General features: G+C 61.1%; 28 protein-coding genes. 25 read left to right on the top strand and 3 right to left on the bottom strand.

The features are described from left to right. The first annotated feature begins 140 nt into the window (after positions 1 to 140). The 20 genes from rplN (at position 141) to dsbD (ending at position 11,690) form a co-directional block, all read left to right on the top strand. Positions 141 to 509: a 50S ribosomal protein L14 gene (rplN, locus tag A985_RS0123360; protein WP_010804127.1), complete on the top strand. Its 369-nt coding sequence runs from the start codon at positions 141 to 143 to the stop codon at positions 507 to 509. Positions 510 to 520: 11 nt separating this feature from the next. Continuing rightward, complete coding sequence (rplX, locus tag A985_RS0123355) at positions 521 to 829, top strand: 50S ribosomal protein L24 (RefSeq protein ID WP_017235793.1); 309 nt, start codon at positions 521 to 523, stop codon at positions 827 to 829. A 19-nt stretch (positions 830 to 848) separates the two neighbouring features. Beyond that, complete coding sequence (gene rplE, locus A985_RS0123350) at positions 849 to 1,388, top strand: 50S ribosomal protein L5 (RefSeq protein ID WP_010804125.1); 540 nt, start codon at positions 849 to 851, stop codon at positions 1,386 to 1,388. Between the two features lie 7 nt (positions 1,389 to 1,395). Continuing rightward, positions 1,396 to 1,701 carry a 30S ribosomal protein S14 gene (rpsN, locus tag A985_RS0123345; protein WP_017235792.1) on the top strand — a complete coding sequence of 102 codons (306 nt, stop codon included), beginning with the start codon at positions 1,396 to 1,398 and terminating at the stop codon, positions 1,699 to 1,701. A 13-nt stretch (positions 1,702 to 1,714) separates the two neighbouring features. After that, positions 1,715 to 2,110 (top strand): 30S ribosomal protein S8, encoded by a 396-nt coding sequence (gene rpsH, locus A985_RS0123340; RefSeq protein WP_017235791.1) that lies wholly within the window; start codon positions 1,715 to 1,717, stop codon positions 2,108 to 2,110. A gap of 15 nt (positions 2,111 to 2,125) precedes the next feature. Further along, positions 2,126 to 2,659: a 50S ribosomal protein L6 gene (gene rplF, locus A985_RS0123335; protein ID WP_026132332.1), complete on the top strand. Its 534-nt coding sequence runs from the start codon at positions 2,126 to 2,128 to the stop codon at positions 2,657 to 2,659. 11 nt (positions 2,660 to 2,670) lie between these two features. Next, positions 2,671 to 3,036, top strand: a complete 366-nt coding sequence (gene rplR, locus A985_RS0123330) for a 50S ribosomal protein L18 (RefSeq protein WP_010804121.1) — start codon at positions 2,671 to 2,673, stop codon at positions 3,034 to 3,036. A gap of 13 nt (positions 3,037 to 3,049) precedes the next feature. Further along, positions 3,050 to 3,568 (top strand): 30S ribosomal protein S5, encoded by a 519-nt coding sequence (gene rpsE, locus A985_RS0123325; protein WP_010804120.1) that lies wholly within the window; start codon positions 3,050 to 3,052, stop codon positions 3,566 to 3,568. An 11-nt stretch (positions 3,569 to 3,579) separates the two neighbouring features. After that, on the top strand, positions 3,580 to 3,762 hold the full coding sequence (gene rpmD, locus A985_RS0123320; protein WP_017235789.1) for a 50S ribosomal protein L30: 183 nt from the start codon (positions 3,580 to 3,582) through the stop codon (positions 3,760 to 3,762). A gap of 11 nt (positions 3,763 to 3,773) precedes the next feature. After that, positions 3,774 to 4,208, top strand: coding sequence for a 50S ribosomal protein L15 (rplO, locus tag A985_RS0123315; RefSeq protein WP_017235788.1), 435 nt, complete (start codon positions 3,774 to 3,776; stop codon positions 4,206 to 4,208). 23 nt (positions 4,209 to 4,231) lie between these two features. Beyond that, complete coding sequence (gene secY / locus A985_RS0123310; protein ID WP_017235787.1) at positions 4,232 to 5,569, top strand: preprotein translocase subunit SecY; 1,338 nt, start codon at positions 4,232 to 4,234, stop codon at positions 5,567 to 5,569. 9 nt (positions 5,570 to 5,578) lie between these two features. Further along, the gene (gene infA / locus A985_RS0123305; protein ID WP_007869286.1) at positions 5,579 to 5,797 is read left to right on the top strand and encodes a translation initiation factor IF-1; all 219 of its coding nucleotides are present in this window, start codon (positions 5,579 to 5,581) and stop codon (positions 5,795 to 5,797) included. Between the two features lie 19 nt (positions 5,798 to 5,816). Continuing rightward, positions 5,817 to 5,933 carry a 50S ribosomal protein L36 gene (gene rpmJ / locus A985_RS0123300; RefSeq protein ID WP_010804115.1) on the top strand — a complete coding sequence of 39 codons (117 nt, stop codon included), beginning with the start codon at positions 5,817 to 5,819 and terminating at the stop codon, positions 5,931 to 5,933. Between the two features lie 35 nt (positions 5,934 to 5,968). Next, positions 5,969 to 6,334: a 30S ribosomal protein S13 gene (gene rpsM, locus A985_RS0123295; RefSeq protein WP_017235786.1), complete on the top strand. Its 366-nt coding sequence runs from the start codon at positions 5,969 to 5,971 to the stop codon at positions 6,332 to 6,334. A 17-nt stretch (positions 6,335 to 6,351) separates the two neighbouring features. Then, the gene (gene rpsK / locus A985_RS0123290; RefSeq protein ID WP_010804113.1) at positions 6,352 to 6,756 is read left to right on the top strand and encodes a 30S ribosomal protein S11; all 405 of its coding nucleotides are present in this window, start codon (positions 6,352 to 6,354) and stop codon (positions 6,754 to 6,756) included. A 152-nt stretch (positions 6,757 to 6,908) separates the two neighbouring features. Next, a complete protein-coding gene (rpsD, locus tag A985_RS0123285; RefSeq protein WP_017235785.1) occupies positions 6,909 to 7,532 on the top strand; it encodes a 30S ribosomal protein S4 in 624 nt (207 codons plus the stop codon). 105 nt (positions 7,533 to 7,637) lie between these two features. Continuing rightward, entirely contained in the window at positions 7,638 to 8,615 is a 978-nt protein-coding gene (gene rpoA, locus A985_RS0123280; RefSeq protein WP_017235784.1) for a DNA-directed RNA polymerase subunit alpha, read from the top strand. A gap of 165 nt (positions 8,616 to 8,780) precedes the next feature. Continuing rightward, a complete protein-coding gene (gene rplQ, locus A985_RS0123275) occupies positions 8,781 to 9,173 on the top strand; it encodes a 50S ribosomal protein L17 (RefSeq protein ID WP_017235783.1) in 393 nt (130 codons plus the stop codon). Between the two features lie 194 nt (positions 9,174 to 9,367). Then, positions 9,368 to 9,700, top strand: a complete 333-nt coding sequence (gene cutA, locus A985_RS0123270) for a divalent-cation tolerance protein CutA (RefSeq protein WP_017235782.1) — start codon at positions 9,368 to 9,370, stop codon at positions 9,698 to 9,700. A 73-nt stretch (positions 9,701 to 9,773) separates the two neighbouring features. Then, on the top strand, positions 9,774 to 11,690 hold the full coding sequence (gene dsbD, locus A985_RS0123265; RefSeq protein ID WP_017235781.1) for a protein-disulfide reductase DsbD: 1,917 nt from the start codon (positions 9,774 to 9,776) through the stop codon (positions 11,688 to 11,690). Positions 11,691 to 11,775: 85 nt separating this feature from the next. Here the strand turns inward: dsbD and hemB are convergent, their stop codons facing one another. After that, the gene (gene hemB, locus A985_RS0123260) at positions 11,776 to 12,774 is read right to left on the bottom strand and encodes a porphobilinogen synthase (protein ID WP_026132330.1); all 999 of its coding nucleotides are present in this window, start codon (positions 12,772 to 12,774) and stop codon (positions 11,776 to 11,778) included. 486 nt (positions 12,775 to 13,260) lie between these two features. Next, positions 13,261 to 13,929 carry a ribosome biogenesis GTP-binding protein YihA/YsxC gene (gene yihA / locus A985_RS0123255; protein ID WP_017235779.1) on the bottom strand — a complete coding sequence of 223 codons (669 nt, stop codon included), beginning with the start codon at positions 13,927 to 13,929 and terminating at the stop codon, positions 13,261 to 13,263. Between the two features lie 298 nt (positions 13,930 to 14,227). Here yihA and A985_RS0123250 point away from each other — a divergent pair, with 298 nt between their 5' ends. From A985_RS0123250 to msrQ, 5 genes are all read left to right on the top strand, one after another. After that, positions 14,228 to 14,884, top strand: coding sequence for a cytochrome c (locus tag A985_RS0123250; RefSeq protein ID WP_026132329.1), 657 nt, complete (start codon positions 14,228 to 14,230; stop codon positions 14,882 to 14,884). 166 nt (positions 14,885 to 15,050) lie between these two features. Beyond that, positions 15,051 to 17,186, top strand: coding sequence for a cytochrome c biogenesis protein ResB (locus A985_RS26810; RefSeq protein ID WP_083902419.1), 2,136 nt, complete (start codon positions 15,051 to 15,053; stop codon positions 17,184 to 17,186). Between the two features lie 11 nt (positions 17,187 to 17,197). Next, positions 17,198 to 18,382, top strand: a complete 1,185-nt coding sequence (gene ccsB / locus A985_RS0123240; protein WP_017235776.1) for a c-type cytochrome biogenesis protein CcsB — start codon at positions 17,198 to 17,200, stop codon at positions 18,380 to 18,382. Between the two features lie 204 nt (positions 18,383 to 18,586). Then, positions 18,587 to 19,585 carry a protein-methionine-sulfoxide reductase catalytic subunit MsrP gene (gene msrP / locus A985_RS0123235; RefSeq protein ID WP_017235775.1) on the top strand — a complete coding sequence of 333 codons (999 nt, stop codon included), beginning with the start codon at positions 18,587 to 18,589 and terminating at the stop codon, positions 19,583 to 19,585. A 27-nt stretch (positions 19,586 to 19,612) separates the two neighbouring features. Further along, positions 19,613 to 20,413, top strand: coding sequence for a protein-methionine-sulfoxide reductase heme-binding subunit MsrQ (msrQ, locus tag A985_RS26805; protein WP_017235774.1), 801 nt, complete (start codon positions 19,613 to 19,615; stop codon positions 20,411 to 20,413). Here msrQ and lysA read toward each other — a convergent pair. Beyond that, positions 20,341 to 21,609: a diaminopimelate decarboxylase gene (lysA, locus tag A985_RS0123225; protein ID WP_017235773.1), complete on the bottom strand. Its 1,269-nt coding sequence runs from the start codon at positions 21,607 to 21,609 to the stop codon at positions 20,341 to 20,343. The genes msrQ and lysA overlap by 73 nt on opposite strands. Positions 21,610 to 21,625 lie beyond the last annotated feature (16 nt).

Below are 21,625 nucleotides of genomic sequence, written 5' to 3'. Positions count from 1 at the left end.
TTCGTATCCTCTACGAGTCTGGTCGAGGTAGCAAAGTTGTCCACTTTTGAACGACTCAACCCAAACGGCACCCTTTGGTGCTGACGGGGACCAAGACTGACCGATGCGTATGTGTCGGATTAAGTTGGGAAGATAACACCATGATTCAAACTGAAACCCGGCTCGAAGTAGCCGACAACACCGGTGCGCGCGAAGTGATGTGCATCAAGGTGCTGGGCGGCTCCAAGCGTCGCTACGCCGGCATTGGCGACATCATCAAGGTCAGCGTGAAGGATGCTGCCCCGCGTGGTCGTGTCAAGAAGGGCGAAATCTATAACGCAGTGGTCGTGCGCACCGCCAAGGGCGTGCGTCGCCAGGACGGCTCGCTGGTCAAATTCGACGGCAACGCCGCCGTGCTGCTTAACACCAAGCTTGAGCCGATCGGCACCCGTATCTTCGGGCCGGTTACGCGTGAACTGCGTACCGAACGCTTCATGAAGATCGTGTCGCTGGCCCCGGAAGTGCTGTAAGGAGCCGACACATGAACAAGATTCGTAAGGGTGACCAGGTCATCGTGCTGACGGGTAAGGACAAGGCCAAGCGTGGCACGGTCCTGGCCATTGATGGCGACAAGTTGGTCGTCGAGGGCGTGAACGTTGCCAAAAAGCACGTCAAGCCGAACCCGATGAAGGGTACGCAAGGTGGCGTGGTCGACAAGACGATGCCGATCCACGTGTCGAACGTGGCGCTGGTGGATGCCAATGGCAAGCCGTCGCGCGTGGGCATCAAGGTCGAAGACGGCAAGAAGGTCCGCTTCCTCAAGACGACCGGTACGGTCGTCGGTGCCTAAGTCGCAGGGAGTATAGATAATGGCCCGTTTGCAAGAATTCTATAAAGACAAGGTTGTCGCCGAGCTGACAAAGCAGTTCGGTTACAAGTCTGTCATGGAAGTGCCGCGCATCACCAAGATCACCCTGAACATGGGCCTTGGTCAAGCCGTTGCTGACAAGAAGATCATTGAGCACGCCGTTGGCGACCTGACGAAAATCGCCGGCCAAAAGCCGGTGGTGACGAAGGCTCGCAAGGCAATTGCCGGTTTCAAGATCCGCGAAGGTTACCCGATCGGTACGATGGTGACGCTGCGCGGCGAGCGTATGTTCGAATTCCTGGATCGTTTCATCACCGTGGCTCTGCCGCGCGTGCGTGACTTCCGTGGTATTTCGGGTCGTGCGTTCGATGGTCGTGGCAACTACAACATCGGTGTGAAGGAACAGATCATCTTCCCCGAAATCGAGTACGACAAAATCGACGCGCTGCGTGGTCTGAATATCAGCATCACCACGACCGCGAAGACTGACGAAGAAGCGAAGGCTCTTCTGTCGGCGTTCAAATTCCCGTTCCGTAACTGAGGTAATCGTGGCTAAACTGGCACTTATCGAACGCGAAAAGAAACGCGCCCGTCTGGCGCAGAAGTTTTCTGCCAAGCGCGCCGCCCTCAAAGCGACCATCGAAGACACCAGCAAGTCGGAAGACGAGCGTTATGAAGCACGTCTGGCGCTGCAACAGCTGCCGCGTAACGCCAATCCGACGCGTCAACGCAATCGTTGCGACCTGACTGGCCGTCCGCGCGGTACCTTCCGCAAATTCGGCCTGGCCCGTAACAAGATCCGTGAAATCGCCTTCCGTGGCGAAATCCCGGGCGTGACCAAAGCAAGCTGGTAATAGGAGAAGCACCATGAGCATGAGCGATCCTATCGCCGATATGCTGACTCGCATCCGCAACGCTCAGATGGTTGAGAAAGCATCGGTGAAGATGCCCTCTTCCAAGCTGAAGGTCTCGATCGCCAAAGTCCTGAAGGACGAAGGCTACATCGAAGACTTCGCGGTTGAAGCAGAAGAAACGAAGGCAGTGTTGAACATCGCACTGAAGTACTACGCTGGCCGTCCGGTGATCGAGCGCCTCGAGCGCGTGTCCCGCCCCGGTCTTCGTGTGTACAAGAGCCGCAACGACATCCCGCAGGTCATGAATGGCCTCGGCGTTGCAATCGTCTCGACCCCGAAGGGCGTGATGACTGATCGCAAGGCACGCGCCACCGGCGTGGGCGGCGAAGTCATCTGCTACGTCGCCTAACCGAGGAGCGTTGAAATGTCTCGAGTAGGTAAGAGTCCCATTGCATTGCCGAAGGGCGTAGAAGCAACGCTGGCAGGCAATGTGCTGACGATCAAGGGTGCCCTGGGTTCGCTGACCCGCGGTGTGAATGCCCTCGTGAACGTCAAGATCGAAGACGGCACCATCACCTTCGCCCCGGCCGACGAAAGCCGCGAAGCGAATGCGTTGTATGGCACCGAACGTGCACTGGTCAACAATATGGTGACCGGTGTGAGCAAGGGTTTCGAAAAGAAACTGCAACTCGTTGGCGTGGGTTACCGCGCCAAGGCTGAAGGTGCAAACCTGAAGCTTGAGCTGGGTTTCTCGCACGATGTCGTGCATGCCATGCCGGAAGGCGTGAAGGCCGAGACCCCGACGCAGACGGAGATCATCATCAAAGGCGTTGATAAGCAACGCATCGGACAAGTGGCTGCGGAAGTTCGCGGTTACCGTCCGCCCGAACCCTACAAGGGCAAGGGCGTCCGCTATGCGGACGAGGTGGTGATCCTCAAGGAAACCAAGAAGAAGTAAGGGTGCGAAACATGGACAAGAAACAATCTCGTGTGCGCCGTGCTCGCCAGACTCGTATCAAGCTGGCAGCTCAAAAGGTGCATCGCCTTTCCGTGCATCGCACCAACGTGCACATCTACGCGCAAGTTTTTTCGGAAGACGGCACGCAAGTGCTGGCCAGCGCTTCGACGCTGGAAGCCGAAGTGCGCAAGGAACTGGGCGACAAGGAAGGCAAGGGTGGCAACGCTGCGGCCGCTGCACTGATCGGCCGTCGTATCGCCGAGAAGGCGAAGGCTGCCGGCATCGAAAGCGTGGCTTTCGACCGCTCGGGCTTCCGCTATCACGGTCGCGTCAAGGCTCTGGCCGACGCTGCCCGTGAAGCCGGCCTCAAGTTCTAAGTAAGGATCCGTCATGGCAAAGATGCAAGCGAAAGTTCAGGCTGACGAACGCGACGACGGCCTTCGCGAGAAGATGATCGCGGTCAACCGTGTCACGAAGGTTGTGAAGGGTGGCCGTATTCTCGGTTTTGCCGCGTTGACCGTGGTTGGTGACGGCGATGGCCGCATCGGCATGGGCAAGGGCAAGGCGAAGGAAGTGCCGGTTGCCGTTCAAAAGGCAATGGAACAAGCCCGCCGCAATATGTTCAAGGTGCCCCTGAAGAACGGCACCCTGCAACACAACGTTCTCGGCCAGCATGGCGCCTCGCGCGTCCTGATGTCGCCGGCGAAGGACGGTACCGGTGTTATCGCCGGTGGCCCGATGCGTGCGGTGTTCGAGGTGATGGGCGTGACCAACGTGGTGACGAAGAGCCTTGGCTCGACGAACCCGTACAACCTGGTCCGCGCCACGCTCGACGGCCTGAAGAAACAATCGACTCCTGCTGACATCGCCGCCAAGCGTGGCAAGTCGGTGGAAGAGATCCTCGGCTAAGGGTGATCAATATGTCGCAGCAAACTGTGAAAGTTAAGCTGGTCAAGAGCCTGATCGGTACGCGTGAAGAACATCGCGCGACCGTGAGGGGCCTGGGCCTGCGTCGAATCAATTCGGTCAGCGAGTTGCAGGATACGCCCGCTGTGCGGGGCATGATCAACAAGGTCTCGTACCTTGTGGCGATCGTCGACTGAGCGAGGGCAAAATGGAATTGAATTCGATTAAGCCGGCAGAAGGCGCCAAGCACGCCAAGCGCCGCGTTGGCCGTGGCATCGGTTCGGGTCTGGGTAAAACCGCCGGCCGTGGTCACAAGGGTCAAAAGTCGCGTTCGGGCGGCTTCCACAAGGTTGGCTTCGAAGGCGGTCAAATGCCGCTGCAACGTCGCCTGCCGAAGCGTGGTTTCAAGTCGCTGACGCGTCGTTTCGTGGGCGAAGTTCGCCTGTCGGACCTGAACAACCTGCCGGTCGACGAGATCGATCTGCTGGTTCTGAAGCAGGCCGGTCTGGTGAGCGAGCTGTCGCTGTCGGCCAAGGTCATCGCCTCGGGCGAGATCACCCGCAAGGTCGTTGTGAAGGGTCTGGGCGTCACCAAAGGTGCGCTCACGGCAATTCAAGCGGCTGGCGGTTCGGTTGCAGAGTAAGTTAGGTCACCCCGGAGCCAGCATTGGCCAAGTCTCCTAATCTCGCTAAGCCTGGTACGCAGGGCCCGAAGTATGCGGATCTGCGCCGGCGGCTGGTTTTCCTGCTGCTGGCGTTGATCGTCTACCGTATTGGTGCGCATATCCCGGTGCCGGGCATCGACCCCGATCAGCTGGCGCAGTTGTTCCAGCGCCAGTCGGGCGGGATCCTGGGCATGTTCAACATGTTCTCGGGTGGCGCGTTGTCGCGTTTCACGATCTTCGCGCTGGGGATCATGCCGTACATTTCGGCGTCGATCATCATGCAGCTGTTGGCGATGGTTTCGCCGCAGTTGGAAGCGTTGCGCAAGGAAGGTCAGTCCGGACAGCGCAAGATCACGCAGTACACCCGGTATTTCACGGTGCTACTCGCGCTCTTCCAAGCCGCAGCGATCGCAGTGACGTTGGAGAGCGAGCCTGGGCTCGTCGTCGATCCGGGCATGCTGTTCCGCCTGACGACGGTGATCACGCTTGTGACCGGCACGATGTTCCTGATGTGGCTTGGTGAGCAGATCACCGAACGCGGCCTGGGTAACGGTATCTCGATCATCATCTTTGGTGGTATCGCGGCCGGTTTGCCGAACGCAGTGGGCGGTTTGTTCGAGCTTGTCAGCACGGGTTCGATTGGTCCGTTCTCGGCCATCGTGATCTGTGCCCTCGTGGTGCTCGTGACGTTCTTCGTCGTGTTTGTCGAACGAGGTCAGCGCAAGATCCTCGTGAACTACGCCAAGCGTCAGGTGGGCAACAAGGTGTACGGCGGCCAGGCTTCGCACCTGCCGCTCAAGCTGAACATGGCAGGCGTGATTCCGCCGATCTTCGCATCGTCGATCATCCTGTTCCCGGCAACGATCGCGAATTGGTTCGGCGCAGGCGAAAGCACGCGCTGGCTCAAGGATTTCGCCGCGAAGTTGTCGCCGGGTCAGCCGATCTACGTGATGCTCTACGCTTTGGCGATCGTGTTCTTTTGCTTCTTCTACACCGCACTGGTGTTCAACAGCAAAGAGACCGCGGACAACCTGAAGAAGAGCGGCGCGTTTGTACCGGGCATCCGTCCGGGCGATCAGACGGCGCGGTACATCGACAAGATCCTGACGCGTCTGACACTGGCCGGTGCGGCTTACGTCACGCTGGTGTGTTTGCTGCCTGAGTTTCTGGTGTTGCGTTGGAACGTCCCGTTCTACTTCGGTGGAACCTCACTGCTGATTATCGTGGTGGTGACGATGGATTTCATGGCTCAAGTGCAGTCGTATGTGATGTCGCAACAGTATGAGTCGCTGCTCAAAAAGGCGAATTTCAAGGGCGGCAATAACATGACGCTTCGCTGACCTTGGGTCATGTCGAAAGACGACGTTATTCAAATGCAGGGCGAGGTCGTTGAAAACCTCCCCAATGCCACCTTCCGGGTAAAGCTGGAAAATGGCCATGTAGTACTCGGACATATTTCCGGCAAGATGCGGATGCACTACATCCGAATCTTGCCTGGAGATAAGGTGACGGTAGAGTTGACGCCCTACGATCTGTCGCGTGCGCGGATCGTCTTCCGGGCGAAGTGATTAGAGAGAGGGAATTGTCATGAAAGTTTTGGCATCTGTTAAGTGCATCTGCCGCAATTGCAAGTTTGTGAAGCGCAAAGGCGTGCTGCGCGTGATCTGCAGTTCGGATCCGCGCCACAAGCAACGTCAGGGCTAATCGGCCTTTAACGCTATTTAGTTGGGGAATTACGAATGGCTCGTATCGCAGGGGTTAACATCCCGAACCACCAGCACACCGCAATCGGCTTGACGGCCATTTACGGTGTCGGCCGCACGCGCGCTCGCCAGATTTGCGACGCCGCCGGTGTGCCGTTTTCGAAGAAGGTCAAAGACCTCGACGACGCTGATCTCGAAAAGCTGCGTGATCAAGTCGGTCAACTGACGGTCGAGGGCGACCTGCGCCGTGAAGTGACCATGAACATCAAGCGCCTGATGGACCTAGGCTGCTATCGTGGTATGCGTCACCGCAAGGGCTTGCCGCTTCGCGGTCAGCGCACCCGTACCAATGCGCGTACCCGCAAGGGCCCGCGTAAGGCCGGCGTCTCGCTGAAGAAGTAACCAGAGGATAGGAACTCATGGCTAAGCAACAGAACAACGCCGCTTCGCAGCGCGTTCGCAAGAAGGTCAAGAAGAGCGTTGCCGAGGGCGTCGTGCACGTCCACGCTTCGTTCAACAACACCATCATCACGATCACCGATCGTCAGGGCAACGCACTGGCATGGGCGACCTCGGGTGGCCAGGGCTTCAAGGGTTCGCGCAAGTCGACCCCGTTCGCTGCCCAGGTTGCTGCCGAGTCGGCTGGCCGCGTGGCACTGGAATACGGTGTGAAGAACCTGGAAGTTCGCATCAAGGGCCCGGGCCCGGGTCGCGAATCCGCGGTTCGTGCGCTGAACGCGCTGGGTATCAAGATCACGGCCATCTCGGACGTGACGCCGGTCCCGCACAACGGCTGCCGTCCGCCGAAGCGTCGTCGCATCTAAGACGCAGAAGCAAATCCTGCTATAATCGCGGGTTCGCGCACGGTCTCGGCCGTGCGCGTAGCAATTTCTAAGACCACCGTCCGGTACACAGGTACCGGACTTGCGTAGTGGACAAAGTTCGCTGCGTCAGATTTTGAGATAAAGGAACAACCGTGGCACGTTATATCGGCCCGAAGGCCAAACTCTCCCGCCGTGAAGGTACTGACCTCTTCCTGAAGAGCGCACGCCGCTCGCTCGCCGACAAGTGCAAGCTGGATAGCAAGCCGGGTCAGCATGGTCGCACCTCGGGTGCTCGCACGTCGGATTACGGCAACCAGCTGCGCGAAAAGCAGAAGGTCAAGCGTATCTACGGCGTGCTTGAGCGCCAGTTCCGTCGCTATTTCGCGGAAGCCGATCGCGTCAAGGGCAACACGGGTGAAAACCTGCTGCAACTGCTCGAGTCGCGCCTCGACAACGTCGTGTACCGTATGGGCTTTGGCTCGACGCGTGCTGAAGCGCGCCAGCTGGTCGGCCACAAGGCGATCTCGCTGAATGGTGTTGTTTCCAACATCCCGTCGATCAAGGTCAAGGCCGGCGACGTGATCACTGTGCGCGACGCTGCCAAGAAGCAAGTGCGTATTCAAGAAGCACTGTCGCTGGCGGAGCAAGTCGGTTTCCCGATCTGGGTTTCGGTTGACGCCAAGAAGATGGAAGGCACTTTCAAGGCACTGCCGGAACGTAGCGATATCGCGGGCGACATCAACGAAAGCCTGATCGTTGAATTGTATTCGCGTTAATATCCGTATGCTGACGCGCCTCACGGCGCGTTTTTGCGTTCCGTGCAGGTTGTCACGCATCAGCCTTATCGGTGTAACGAGCCGAGGGTATTGAAAAGGAAACCTATGCAAACCAGTTTGTTGAAGCCCAAGATCATCGCGGTTGAGCCGGTCGGTGAGCATCACGCCAAAGTCGTGATGGAGCCGTTCGAACGTGGCTACGGCCACACCTTGGGTAACGCGCTTCGCCGCGTGCTGTTGTCGTCGATGGTCGGTTATGCCCCGACCGAAGTGACGATCGCCGGCGTTGTGCACGAATATTCCACCATCGACGGTGTCCAGGAAGATGTCGTTAACTTCCTGTTGAACCTGAAGGGTGTGGTGTTCAAGCTGCATAACCGTGACGAAGTCACCGTTACGCTGCGCAAGGATGGTGAAGGTGTGGTGCGCGCTTCGGACATCGAAGTGCCGCATGATGTAGAACTGATCAATCCCGACCACGTGATCGCGCATCTGGCCAAGGGCGGCAAGCTCGACGTACAGATCAAGATCGAAAAGGGTCGTGGTTATGTCCCGGGTAACGTGCGCCGTTACGGCGACGAATCGGCCAAGGTGATTGGCCGCATCGTTCTGGATGCGTCGTTCTCGCCGGTCAAGCGTGTGAGCTACGCGGTCGAATCGGCCCGCGTGGAGCAGCGTACGGACCTGGACAAGCTCGTGATGAACATCGAAACCAACGGTGTGGTGTCGCCGGAAGAAGCGATCCGTCTGTCGGCTCGCATCCTCGTCGACCAACTGTCGGTGTTCGCTGCGCTGGAAGGCACGGAAGCCGCCAGCGAAGCACCGTCGCGTGCGCCGCAGATCGATCCGATCCTGCTGCGCCCGGTGGACGATCTCGAGTTGACGGTGCGTTCGGCCAATTGCTTGAAGGCTGAAAACATCTACTACATCGGCGACCTGATCCAGCGTACCGAGAACGAATTGCTCAAGACCCCGAATTTGGGTCGCAAATCGCTCAACGAGATCAAGGAAGTGCTTGCCTCGCGTGGCCTCACGCTGGGCATGAAGCTCGAAAACTGGCCGCCGGCCGGTCTCGAGAAGTAAAGGTGTAACGACATGGCCGCCTTGGGGCGGCCGTGTCGCTACGTAAGTGCGGCGCGTCGGAATGTCCTTGATGTTCCGATACGGCCGATAGCGAAGGTACCGGCCCGCGGTGGTTGTCACCGATAGAAGAGCTAGGTCGAAAACTCTGTTTAAAGGAAAGTTGAAATGCGTCACCGTCATGGTCTTCGTAAGCTGAACCGTACCAGCAGCCACCGTCTGGCAATGCTGCGCAATATGTCGAACTCGTTGATCCAACACGAAGCGATCAAGACCACGCTGCCGAAGGCGAAGGAACTGCGCAAGGTCGTCGAGCCCCTCATCACGCTGGGTAAGAAGGATTCGCTGGCCAACCGTCGTCTGGCGTTCAACCGCCTGCGCGATCGTGACATGGTCACCAAGCTGTTCAACGAACTGGGCCCGCGCTTTGCCAACCGTCCGGGCGGCTACCTGCGCATCCTGAAGATGGGTTTCCGCGTGGGCGATAACGCACCGATGGCGTTCGTCGAACTGCTGGACCGCCCGGAAGTCGACACGGAAGCGCCGGAAGTGGCTGAGTAAGCCACACGCGCGACGGTCTTTTCAAGGCCGTGAGCCGTAAAAAAAAGCCAGGTCGTCGACCTGGCTTTTTTCATTTTAAGGCGTCGTCTGAACCCGTCTGCTCGGCAGTCTGGAAATCGCTGGCTGATTGGGCACATTTCGCGGCGTCGGTGTACAGTGAACGATCCTCACGCTCGAATGGTCTACGCCACATCATGGACGCCCTTCTTATCGTCACGACGACGTTTCCCGACGAGGCCAGCGCCAACGCCGCCATCGACGGTATGCTGGCCGAGCGGCTGGCGGCGTGCGTGCAGCAAATGGCACCGGTGCGTTCGAGCTATCGATGGCAAGGCAAGCGCGAGACGAGCGTGGAAGTGCCGCTCATGATCAAGACGACGGCGGCGCGTTACAGCGCGCTGGAGCAATACATTAAAGAACATCATCCCTACGACGTGCCGGAGATTGTGGCGTGGCCCGCCACGGCAGCGCTGCCTGCCTACGCGCGGTGGGTTGAAGATGAAACGCGGGGGGCGTTGCATGTCTGACGTGCAGACAATGGTGGGACGGGGGATCCCGCGAGGCAGTCGCAATGGGCACGGCCCGATGCGACATCGGGTCATGTGGCTATGGTCGGTCGCATTACTGCTGGTGGCGGCGGTTCTGTTGCTCGGGGCCGGGTGCGCCCGCGCCGCTGACGATTTTCTCGACCCGGATGTCGCCTTCAAGGTATCGAAGACAGAGCAGCCCGGTGCGGTGCTGCTGCATTTCGAAGTGGCCAAGGGTTACTACCTCTATCGAGAACGGTTTGCTTTCGCAGCCGACAATCCTGCCGTCACGCTCGGCGTACCGGTGTTTCCGAAGGGTGAAGTCAAGCGCGACGAGACTTTCGGCAAGGACATGGAGGTGTATCACGAGCCCATCGACGTTCGCATCCCGGTGAGTCGGGCGGGGGCCCCGTTTACGCTGAACGTCACCATGCAGGGCTGCGCCGAGAAGGGGCTGTGCTATCCCCCGATGGACAAGCCGTTGAAGATTTCCGCTGCCGCGATTGGCGGCGCGAATAGCGGGAGTTCAACGGCCGCATCAACGCCGGTCCCCGCAACGCCGGCCTTGCTCGGCGGCATGGCGCAAGCGTCGAGCGGTGGGAAGATCGTCACGTCGCCGGAATCCGTGTCGGCAGCCCCCAACGCTGACACGGCCAGCGGCTGGGTGTCCGCGCGAGACGACTATAGCGAGGCCGAGCGGATCCTCTCCGGAGGCAGCTTCGTGCTGGCATTGGCGATCTTCTTCGCGCTGGGTGTCGGGTTGGCGTTCACGCCGTGTGTGTTGCCGATGGTCCCGATTCTCCTGTCGATTGTCGCAGGGCAGGGAGCCAGTCGAGGCAAGGCCGTGCGTCTGGCCATTGCCTATGTGCTCGGCATGTCCGTGGTGAACACCGTCATTGGTGTGGCCGCCGGATTGTTGGGGCAAGGTCTGATCGCGTTCCTGCAGGCGCCGTGGGTGCTGGTCTCGTTCGCGCTGCTCATGATCGTCCTGTCGTTGTCGATGTTCGGCATGTACGAGATTCAGGTGCCGTTGGCGTTGCGCGCTCGAATCGATGACGCCGCTCGCAAGCAGGCGTCGGGTCAATGGGTCGGCGCGGCGATGATGGGCGTGCTATCGGGACTGATCGTGAGCCCATGTGTGACCGCCCCGCTGGCGGCCGCGCTCGCCTTTATCGCGAAGACGGGAGATTCGGTCTTCGGTGGCGCAACGCTCTTCGCATTGTCGCTTGGGATGGGATTACCGCTTGTGCTTCTCGCGGGCGGCGGCGGCGCGTTGCTGCCGCGTGCGGGGGCATGGATGGGCGGCGTGAAACGCTTCTTCGGCTTCCTGCTTCTCGGTGTTGCGCTCTGGATTGTGCGGCCATTGCTGACCACGCCCGTTCTGTTGTTGGGATGGGGCGCCTTGCTGTTGGTGGCCGCCGCGTTCATGCACGTTTTCGATAGACTGCCCGATGGTGTCAGCGCTGCACGGCGCGTGCTCAAGGGGTTAGGCGTTGTCGTCGCCCTTCTTGGCGCCGTGGCTTTGGTGGGGGCGGCAACGGGGGCGCGTGATGCGCTTGCGCCACTCGCGGGGTTGACAGTGGCCACCTCGGGGAGCGCCAGCGCCAGCGCACCCGTGGACAAGGGAGCCAAGTTCCGGCGCGTACGCAGCGTTGCAGAGCTCGATCAGGTTATCGCGACGGCAGGGCGTCCGGTGATGTTCGACTTCTATGCGGACTGGTGTATTAGCTGCAAGGAAATGGAGCGCTCCGTTTTCACGGATCCGCGTGTCAAAGCCCGTCTCGATCAGGTGGTGCTCGTGCAGGCTGACGTCACGGCCAACAACGCCGACGATCAGGCGTTGCTCAAGCGCTTCGGACTGTTCGGCCCGCCAGGCATCATCTTCTTCGATGGCGGCGGTAACGAGAGGACGGGGATGCGCGTGATCGGCGCACAGTCGGCGGATCAGTTCCTGCGCAGCCTGGACAAGGCCCTCGGGCCGGCCACCTGAGCGCTGCGGCCGGAATCCGAGCGCTGCGGCCCGAACCCGGGCGCGGATCGTCGCGAACGGATTCGGTGGCGCGCCCACACACGGCTTAGGCTTGCGCGCGAATCAGCCTTGCTGCGTCGAGCGCGAAATACGTCAGGATGCCATCGGCGCCAGCACGTTTGAAGGCGAGCAGCGACTCCATCATGACCTTGTCGTGATCGAGCCAACCATTTTGCGCAGCGGCCTTGAGCATCGCGTACTCGCCGCTGACCTGGTAAGCGTACGTGGGGAAGCGGAACTCGTCCTTCACGCGGCGTACGATGTCCAGGTACGGCATGCCGGGCTTGACCATCACCATGTCCGCACCTTCCTCGATGTCGAGCGCGACTTCGCGCAACGCTTCGTCGGAGTTGGCGGGATCCATCTGGTACGTCATCTTGTTGCCCTTGCCCAGATTCGATGCCGACCCGACGGCGTCGCGGAACGGCCCGTAAAAGGCCGATGCGTACTTGGCCGCATACGCCATGATCCGTGTGTGGATGTGCCCGCCGGCTTCGAGTGCTTCACGAATGGCGCCGATGCGTCCGTCCATCATGTCGGATGGCGCGACGATGTCCACGCCCGCTTCCGCCTGAGTGAGGGCTTGCTTTACGAGAATGCCGGTCGTCACATCGTTGATGACGTAACCGTTTTCGTCGAGCACGCCATCCTGACCATGGCTCGTGTACGGGTCGAGGGCGACGTCCGTCAACACACCCAGATCCGGGAAGTGGCGCTTGAGCTCGCGCACGGCGCGCGGGACCAGACCGTCCGGGTTGGCGGCTTCGATGCCGTCGGGTGTTTTGAGCGTTGCTTCGATATTCGGGAACAGCGAGATCACGGGGACGCCGAGCGTGACACAGGTGTCGGCCACGCGCAGCAGTTCGTCGACCGAGACGCGTTCGACGCCGGGCATAGAGGCGACGGCCTCGCGGCGGTTCTCGCCTTCAAGGATGAACACGGGATAAATCAGGTCGTCGCACGTCAGGTGGTTTTCGCGCATCAGACGACGCGAGAAGTCATCGCGTCGCATGCGGCGCGGGCGAAGCAGGGGGTAGGAACTCATGCGATCGGTCCTTTGGACGGAGATTGGCGTGTCGAAGATTCCGGTGAAATCGGTCGCGCGGACCGCCCTAAAACGGCCAGTCGTCGCCGTTGCTGCAACGATCCCATTCGCGGGAAGGCGCGCAAAAAAGGGCGCTCGGCGGGAAACTTTCGAACGCATGGTATATCATACCAACCGGATGTTCGCACTGCGTGTGACGTCCCCCGCTTCTCCTCCCTGAGCGGGCGCCTGTCGTTCTACGATAAGGCTCATTTAAACCCGCCGTGCCTACACGGCGGTTTTTTTATGGGCGCGCGAATCGTCTTGTCGGATCCCCCGACAGCCCTGCTTTCCAACGAATTCGAGGAAACTCATCCGTTCGGCCTAGGGCACGTTGCGCTGTCCGTTGCGCGCATCTCTATCACGCCCAATCCATCGGCAGCCACGCGGCTCGCCGCGACAATCTGTCGCGCTGGCTTCCCGTTTCCCCCGCCGCTTGATGCCAACTTACTTCTTGGCGGCGTCGCGCGGCGGAATGGCGAGCCAGTCTTCGAGCACGCGCTGCGCAGCGTCGACGCCGGTGCGCTTGAGCGACGAGAACAGTTGCGCCGTGAACTGCGGCGGCGTTGCCGGATCGTCGGACGGCAGGCCATCCGTACGCGGTAGCGCGGCCAGTCGCTTTTGCGTGTCACGCAGCACGACCGTCGCTTCCTGACGCGTCAGCTTGTCTGCCTTGGTCAGCAGGACATGGATGGCGCGCCCGGTCGGCATGAACCAGTCGATCAGCTCGCAATCGAGTTCCGTGAACGGCCGGCGCGAGTCCATCACTAAGACGAGGCCGCGCAATTGCGGACGCTGCACCAGGTAGTCTCCGAGGAGTTGCTGCCAGTGCACCTTCACGCCACCGCCGACCTCGGCGTAGCCATAGCCGGGCAAATCGACGAGATAGCCGTACAGATGCTCGAGGTGCGCGATCTCGAAGTAGTTGATGTGCTGCGTACGGCCTGGCGTCTTGCTCGAGAAGGCCAGCCGCTTCTGGTTGCACAGGATGTTGAGCGCGCTGGACTTGCCCGCGTTCGAGCGGCCCGCGAAGGCGACCTCGGGCACGGCCGTGGGCGGCAGGTCGCGCAGATGATTGACGGTCGTGAAGAAGCGGGCTTGATGAAGTAGGGACATGACGGAGACCGAGGAGCGCCACAGCCACGGGAGTCGGGCTGCAACGCGGACGCAGGGCACGCAAGACGGTGGGTCTGATGCCCCCCGGCGATGGCTCGGGAAGCCCCGTTCTGCGGCCTTCTACATGGAAATCCCCTAAAGTCGGGGAAAGACTTTATTGTACAATATGAAAGTTAACCTTGGCCTGGCCAAGGCTTGTCCGAACGTCTCGCGCGCCGTGAGGTTGGAGGAGAAACGCGGCGCCGGACGGTGAGTTCGAACGACCGATTTCCCGACAAAACAGATATAAGGTGTGCGAATGAACCGAGGAGTGTGGAAGTCTCTCGCTGCAACACCGTTGGCACTGGCGTGCTTTCTTCTGAGCGGTGCTGGACAAGCCGCCGAGGCGCAGGCGCCCGCCAAACCCGACCTGAACCGGGGACAGGCCATTGCCAGTCAGGTTTGTGCCGCCTGCCATGCAGCAGACGGCAACAGCGCCGGCGGCGCGTATCCGAAGCTCGCCGGTCAGCACGCCGAATATCTCTACAAGCAACTCACCGAATTCAAGGCCCAGCCCGGCAAAACGCCGGTGCGTAATAACGCCATCATGGCCGGCATGGTCGCCGCACTGTCCGATCAGGACATGCGCAATGTCTCCGCTTATTTCGCCTCGCAGACCATGAAACCGGGTGCCGCGCGCGACAAGGACACCGTGCCGCTGGGCCAGAAGATCTACCGCGGCGGGCTGGCCGAAAAGGGCGTTCCCGCCTGCGCCTCATGCCACGGCCCAACAGGCGCCGGCATGCCGTCGCAATACCCTCGACTGTCAGGCCAGTGGGCGGAATACACCGCCGCCCAGTTGGTGGCGTTCCGCGACGAGGTTCGCAAAAACAACGCGCCGATGCATACGGTCGCGTCGCGGTTGTCGGACAAGGAAATCAAGGCAGTCGCGGATTACATCGCCGGTTTGCGCTGATCGGCAGGCCCGGCCCTGACATCATGTGAACGTCGGGGTATATTCGCTGACTTATAGCGAAACCAGCCGCGGCGCCGCAGGGCGATCGGGTCGAACTGGTTTAGCATACACAGGGTGGCGGGCGCGTAAGACACGCGTCCCCGCCTTTTTTGTTGTCGGAAACAGGATGAGCCTCAGTACCTCCGGAATGCAGATCAAGGGCGCGCAGCGATGGGTGCGCGACGGCGTCGAGCTGGTCAGCTCGATGCGTTTCGCCATCAGCCTGCTGAGCGTGCTTGCGATTGCCAGCATCGTTGGCACCGTGCTCAAGCAGGGCGACCCGTACCCCAACTACGTCAATCAGTTCGGTCCGTTCTGGGCCGGTATCTTCCGCTCGCTCGGTCTGTACACCGTGTACAGCGCGTGGTGGTTCCTGCTGATCCTTTTCTTCCTCATGGCGTCGACGACGCTGTGTATCGTGCGCAATGCGCCGAAGATGATCGCGGACATCCGGAGCTGGCGAGATCACGTGCGCGAGGGCAGTCTGCGGGCCTTCGGCCATAAGGCCGAATACACCGGCCCGGCGTCGCGCACCGAACTCGTGTCGCGTCTCACGGGCTATCTCGGACGTCGTAGTTATCGTTTCGTCGTGCGCGAGCGCGATGGCGCGACGCTTGTTGCGGCCAAGACCGGCGCGATCAACAAAGTCGGCTACATCTTCGCGCACAGTGCGATCGTGATCATTTGCCTGGGCGGGCTGGTCGACAGCGATCTGCTCATTCGTCTCCAGATGGTGCTGTTCGGCAAGTCGCCGCTGCAGGGCAACGCTGTAATTGCCCAGATTCCCGAGACACACCGTCTCTCGCCGAACAACCCGGCGTTTCGCGGCTACGCGTTCGTGCCGGAGGGCGGCAAATCTAACACGGCGATTCTGAATTTCCAGGACGGCTCGGTCGTGCAGGACCTGCCATTCTCTGTCGAACTGAAGAAATTTCACGTCGATTACTACTCGACCGGCATGCCCAAGTTGTTCGCGAGCGATATCGTGGTCACCGACCCGGAGACCGGCAAGTCGATGAACGCGACAGTGAAGGTCAACGAGCCGTTCATCTACAAGGGCGTCGCGATCTACCAGTCGAGCTTTGAGGACGGTGGCAGCAAGCTGAAGTTGACCGGGTATCCCATGCACGGCGTGTCCGACCGGACGTTCGCATTTTCGGGGAACGTGGGCGGCTCGACGCAACTGCGCAGCGGCGTCGCGGGCCAGGATGAATACACCGTCGAGTTCAGCGATTTCCGCGCGATCAACGTCGAGAACATCAGCAATGGCGCGGGCGAGCGCGACGTGCGCGGCGTGGCGCGCAAAACGTTGCGCGACGATCTGAACGCGCGACTGGGCTCGGGGGCTCGCCCCGACGTGGGCAAGGATCTGCGCAACGTCGGGCCGTCGGTACAGTACAAGGTGCGCGACCGCAGCGGGCAGGCGAAGGAGTACCGCAACTATATGCTGCCGATTCTGGTGGACGATGGCGAGCGGGTCTTCATGACCGGTGTACGCGACACGCCAGACGGCCCGTTCCAGTATCTGCGCATCCCGGCGGACGCTGACGGCTCCGTCAAGCAGTGGATGCTGCTGCGCGCCGCGCTTCAGGACGATGGGGCGCGGGCCGAAGCCGCCCGGCGGTTTGCTGCTCAATCACTGCCGTCGCAAACGTCGGCGGCATTGCGAGCGCAATTGCAGGAAAGCGCCAAACGCGAGCTGGATCTGTTTGCCGGCGCCATTCCAGCAAGCAAAACCAGCCAGACGAAGGGCGGCCTGCAGGCGATTGCGGAGTTCGTCAACGAGAAGGTTCCTCAGGATCAGCAATCGAGCGCGGCCGACATGTTCCGTCGTATTCTCGACGGTACCGTCTGGCAACTGTGGCAGGTCGCGCGAGAACAGGCCGGGCAGCCGGCCATGACGCCCACGCCCGAGAACGAGCGCTTCGTGCATACGGCAACCAATGCACTGTCCGACAATTTTCTGTACGACGCCCCGGTTTTCCTGCAGCTCGATTCGTTCGATCAGATTCAGGCGAGCGTCTTCCAGCTCACGCGCTCGCCGGGTAAGAAGATCGTGTATCTTGGCAGCTTGCTGCTGGTACTCGGCATCTTCTCAATGTTTTACGTGCGCGAGCGGCGTCTGTGGCTGTGGCTGAAAGACACGCCGGACGGCGGCAGTTCGGTATTGATGGCGGTGTCGACCACGCGCCGCACACTGGATTTCGAAAAGGAATTCGCCCGTACGAAGGCGGAGATCGACGAGATCGTCACAAAACGATAAGGGTGAGACAGATGGAGTTATCGCAAAACTATTCGGAAGTCTCGTGGCTGCGCCGCCGCAGCGTTGGCGACTGGCTGTTCGCGCTGGCGCTGGCGATCGGGGCGGGCTTTGCTCTGAATCGCTACGGCCATTACATGGATTACTACGAGCACACGATTCTGGTGCTCTGCGTGCCGGCTTTTGCGCTGTTGGGCTGGCATTGGCGGTCCGTGCGGTGGCTGATGGCCGGAATCGCGATTCTCGCCCTTTCGGGCATCGGGTTGTATCACCACGATCTGGCGCGCGCCGATCAGGCCTTCCTGCTCAAGTATTTCCTTTCGAGTCAGTCGGCCATCCTGTGGATGAGTGCGTTGTTCTTCCTGGCGACGACCTTCTACTGGGGAGGCTTGATCGCACGCTCGCCGTTCGGTGCGAGCGTCGGCTCGACGCTGTGCTGGGCCGCCGTGCTGCTTGGCTTCACCGGCATGATGGTGCGTTGGTACGAATCGTATCTCGTGGGCGCCGACGTCGGCCATATCCCGATTTCGAACCTGTACGAAGTGTTCGTGCTCTTCTGCATGATCACGGCGCTGTTCTACCTTTACTACGAACATCACTACGAGACGCGCGCGCTCGGGCCGTTCGTGCTGCTCGTGATCAGCGCGGCGGTCGGTTTCAATCTCTGGTACAGCGTGGCGCGTAGTGCCTATGAGATCCAGCCGCTGGTGCCGGCGTTGCAGAGCTGGTGGATGAAGATCCACGTGCCCGCGAATTTCATCGGTTACGGCACGTTCTCGCTTGCGGCGATGGTCTCGGTGGCGTATCTGCTCAAGTCGAGCGAAAACAAGCGTCTGGCCCTGGCCGGCAAGCCGCTCGACAGCGGATTCTTCTCGTCGCGCCTGCCGTCGCTCGAACTGCTCGATGACCTGATGTACAAGGCGATCGCCGTCGGTTTCGCGTTCTTCACGATCGCGACGATTCTCGGCGCGCTGTGGGCGGCCGACGCATGGGGCGGTTACTGGAGCTGGGATCCGAAGGAGACCTGGGCGCTGATCGTGTGGCTGAACTACGCGGCGTGGCTGCACATGCGGCTGATGAAGGGATTGCGGGGTGTGGTGGCGGCCTGGTGGTCGTTGACGGGCCTGCTGATCACGACGTTCGCATTCCTCGGCGTGAACATGTTCCTCTCGGGGCTGCACAGCTACGGTCAACTCTGACGGGCGTCGTCGCCTCGGGCGCGACTCGAAAGCCGCCGCACGCGGGTGCCGGCGGCTTTTTTTGTCATGTCGTATGATTTTTCGCACCGGGAGGGAGGGAACGACGCTGTCTCGGTGCCAGTCTCAACGTTGACATGGACAGGTGAGTCCGCAAATTTGCGGAATCGGCAACGGTGCCGGAAAGGCCAGGCAGAAGGGGGCATCATGAGTCAAGATCAGTCGCGGCTGCGCGGGGCGGATATTCCCGCGAGCGACATTACGCCTCGCGAGGTGGTGACCGCGCGCCGGCGCTTTCTGCGCGCGTCGGGTGCCGGGTTGACGGGGTTGGGCGGCGCTGCCCTCGGCGTGCTGCCGCAGCAGTCGGCCTTCGCGGTTGACAGTCCTGGCGTCGGACTGGCGAAACTGACGGCTGCGCGCAACGCGCGTTACGTCATCACCGACAAGACGACCGATATCAACGACGTCACCACCTACAACAACTTCTACGAGTTCGGCACCGACAAGTCCGATCCGTCGCGCCGCGCCAGCACGCTCAAGCCGCACCCGTGGCAGGTCGCGATCGAGGGCGAGGTCCGGCAGCCGAAGGTCTTCGACATCGATGCGCTGCTCAAGCTCGCGCCGCTCGAGGAGCGTGTCTATCGCCACCGCTGCGTTGAGGGGTGGTCGATGGTGATCCCCTGGGTCGGCTACTCGCTGTCCGAACTCATCCGCCGAGTGCAGCCGACGGGCAACGCGAGGTATGTGGAATTTGTGACGCTTGCCGATCCGAAGCAGATGCCGGGGCTGTCGTATCCGGTGTTGAGTTGGCCGTATGTGGAGGGACTGCGGATGGACGAAGCGATGCATCCGCTGTCACTGCTGACTTTCGGATTGTACGGTGAGGTGCTGCCAAACCAGAATGGCGCGCCGGTGCGCATGGTGGTGCCATGGAAGTACGGGTTCAAGAGCGCCAAATCGATCGTCGCGATTCGTTTCGTCGAGAAAATGCCACTGACGAGTTGGAATCGCGCGGCGCCGGACGAGTATGGCTTCTACTCGAACGTGAATCCCAACGTCAATCATCCGCGCTGGAGTCAGGCGACCGAGCGTCGCATTGGCGACGGCGGTATTTTCACGCCCAAGCGCAAGACGCTGATGTTCAATGGTTACGGCGATCAGGTGGCCAGCCTGTACCAGGGCATGGATCTGCGAAAATTCTTTTGAACGGACGCGCCGCGTCGATTTGCCGATATGTCCATCACGCCACGTCATCCGGGCGAGGGTTCTGGCGCCACCGTCGAGGCGGCGGCGCCCACCCCCGGTAGCGGTTTGCCGTCAGCCGGTGCCGATGCGCGCGCGGCTAATCATTCGGTGCAAGACCGGCAACTATGGCTGCCCTGGGTGAAAGCGGTCGTGTTCCTGTTCGCGCTGTCGCCGGGGCTGCGACTGATTGCGTATGGCATGACGGATCGGTTGGGCGCCAATCCGGTCGAGTTCATCACTCGTTCGACCGGCACCTGGACGCTGGTCATGCTTTGCGCCACGCTCGCGATCACGCCGATGCGACGCTTGTCGGGCATGGTTTGGCTGCTGAGGTTACGTCGCATGCTTGGACTGTTCGCGTGCTTCTACGGCGCGCTGCATTTCGCCACGTATGTCTGGCTGGATCAGTGGTTCGATTGGTCGAGCATCCTGCGCGACGTGTCGGGCAAGCGACCCTTCATCACCGTGGGGTTCGCGGCATTCGTGCTGATGGTGGCGTTGGCGCTGACGTCGCCGCACGCGGTGGTTCGGCGCATGGGCGGGCGGCGCTGGCAGCGGTTGCATCGCTTGATCTATGCGATTGCCGTGCTGGCGATCCTGCACTACTGGTGGATGAAAGCGGGCAAGAACGATCTGGCCCAGCCGGCGGTCTACGCGACCGTGGTCGCGAGCCTGCTCGGCGCCCGTGTGTGGTGGGCGCTTCGCAGACGGCGGACTCAGGCGTGGTCGGGCAGCAGTCGTTCGCCCGCGAAGAGCGACTCGACCGTTTCACGTTCGCGAACGAGGTAGGCTTCGTTGCCGTCGACCATGACTTCGGCGGCGCGCGGGCGCGTATTGTAGTTGGAACTCATCGTGAAGCCGTAGGCGCCTGCCGAGCGAATGGCGAGTAGATCGCCGGGCGCAATCGCCAAGGCGCGGTCTCGACCCAGCCAGTCGCCGCTTTCGCACACGGGGCCCACGACGTCGTAAATCACCGCGTCGACGGCACGTCGCTCGACCGGATCGATGCCGTGATAGGCCTCATACATCGCAGGACGCGCCAGATCGTTCATCGCCGCATCGACGATGGCGAAGTTCTTCGTCTCACCATGCTTGAGGAACTCCACGCGCGTGAGCAGGACGCCGGCATTGCCGACGAGCGAGCGACCAGGCTCGAACAGCACTTGACGGTGCCCGTGGCCGCGCTGGGCGATGTGATCGAGCAGCGTGGTGGCGAACGCGGTGATATCGGGGGGCGTTTCGTCCGTATAAGTGATGCCCAGGCCGCCGCCCACGTCGATGTGGTGCAGCGAGATGCCTGCCGCTTCGAGCTTTTCGACCAGATCGAGCACCTTGTCGGTGGCGTCGAGATACGGCGAGATTTCCGTGATCTGCGAGCCGATATGGCAGTCGATGCCGACGACTTCGAGGTTCGGCATGGCGGCGGCAGCGCGATAGGCGTCGAAGGCTTCTTCGTAGGCTACGCCGAACTTGTTGCCGCGCAGGCCGGTGGAAATGTACGGATGCGTCTTGGCGTCGACGTTCGGGTTCACGCGCAGCGAAACGCGAGCGCGCTTGCCCGCTTGCCCGGCCACATCATTGAGTCTGTCCAGTTCGGGACGCGATTCGACGTTGAAGCAGAAAACGTTCTTTTCCAATGCGTAGCGCATTTCGTCGGCGTGCTTGCCGACGCCCGAGAACACGGCGCGCTTCGGATCGCCGCCCGCCGCGATCACGCGAGCGAGTTCACCGGCGGACACGATGTCGAAACCCGCACCGAGCTTGGCGAACACGCCCAGCACGGCGAGGTTCGAGTTCGCCTTGGCCGCGTAGTGCACGGCGGCGTTGCGGCCTTCGCAGGCCTTGGCATAAGCCTGATAGGCGCTTGTCAGGGCCGCCTTCGAATAGACATACAGCGGCGTGCCGAAACGCTCGGCGAGGGCCGGCAGTGCAACGCCCTCTGCATGGAGTACGTCGTTGCGGTAGGAAAAGATGGCGTCGGACATCGCGAAAACTCGGTAA

Source organism: Pandoraea sp. B-6, assembly GCF_000282835.1.
Taxonomy (GTDB): domain Bacteria; phylum Pseudomonadota; class Gammaproteobacteria; order Burkholderiales; family Burkholderiaceae; genus Pandoraea; species Pandoraea cepalis.
The sequence above is the reverse complement of the archived record's forward strand: the minus strand, read 5'-3'. Positions and strand labels throughout refer to the sequence as shown.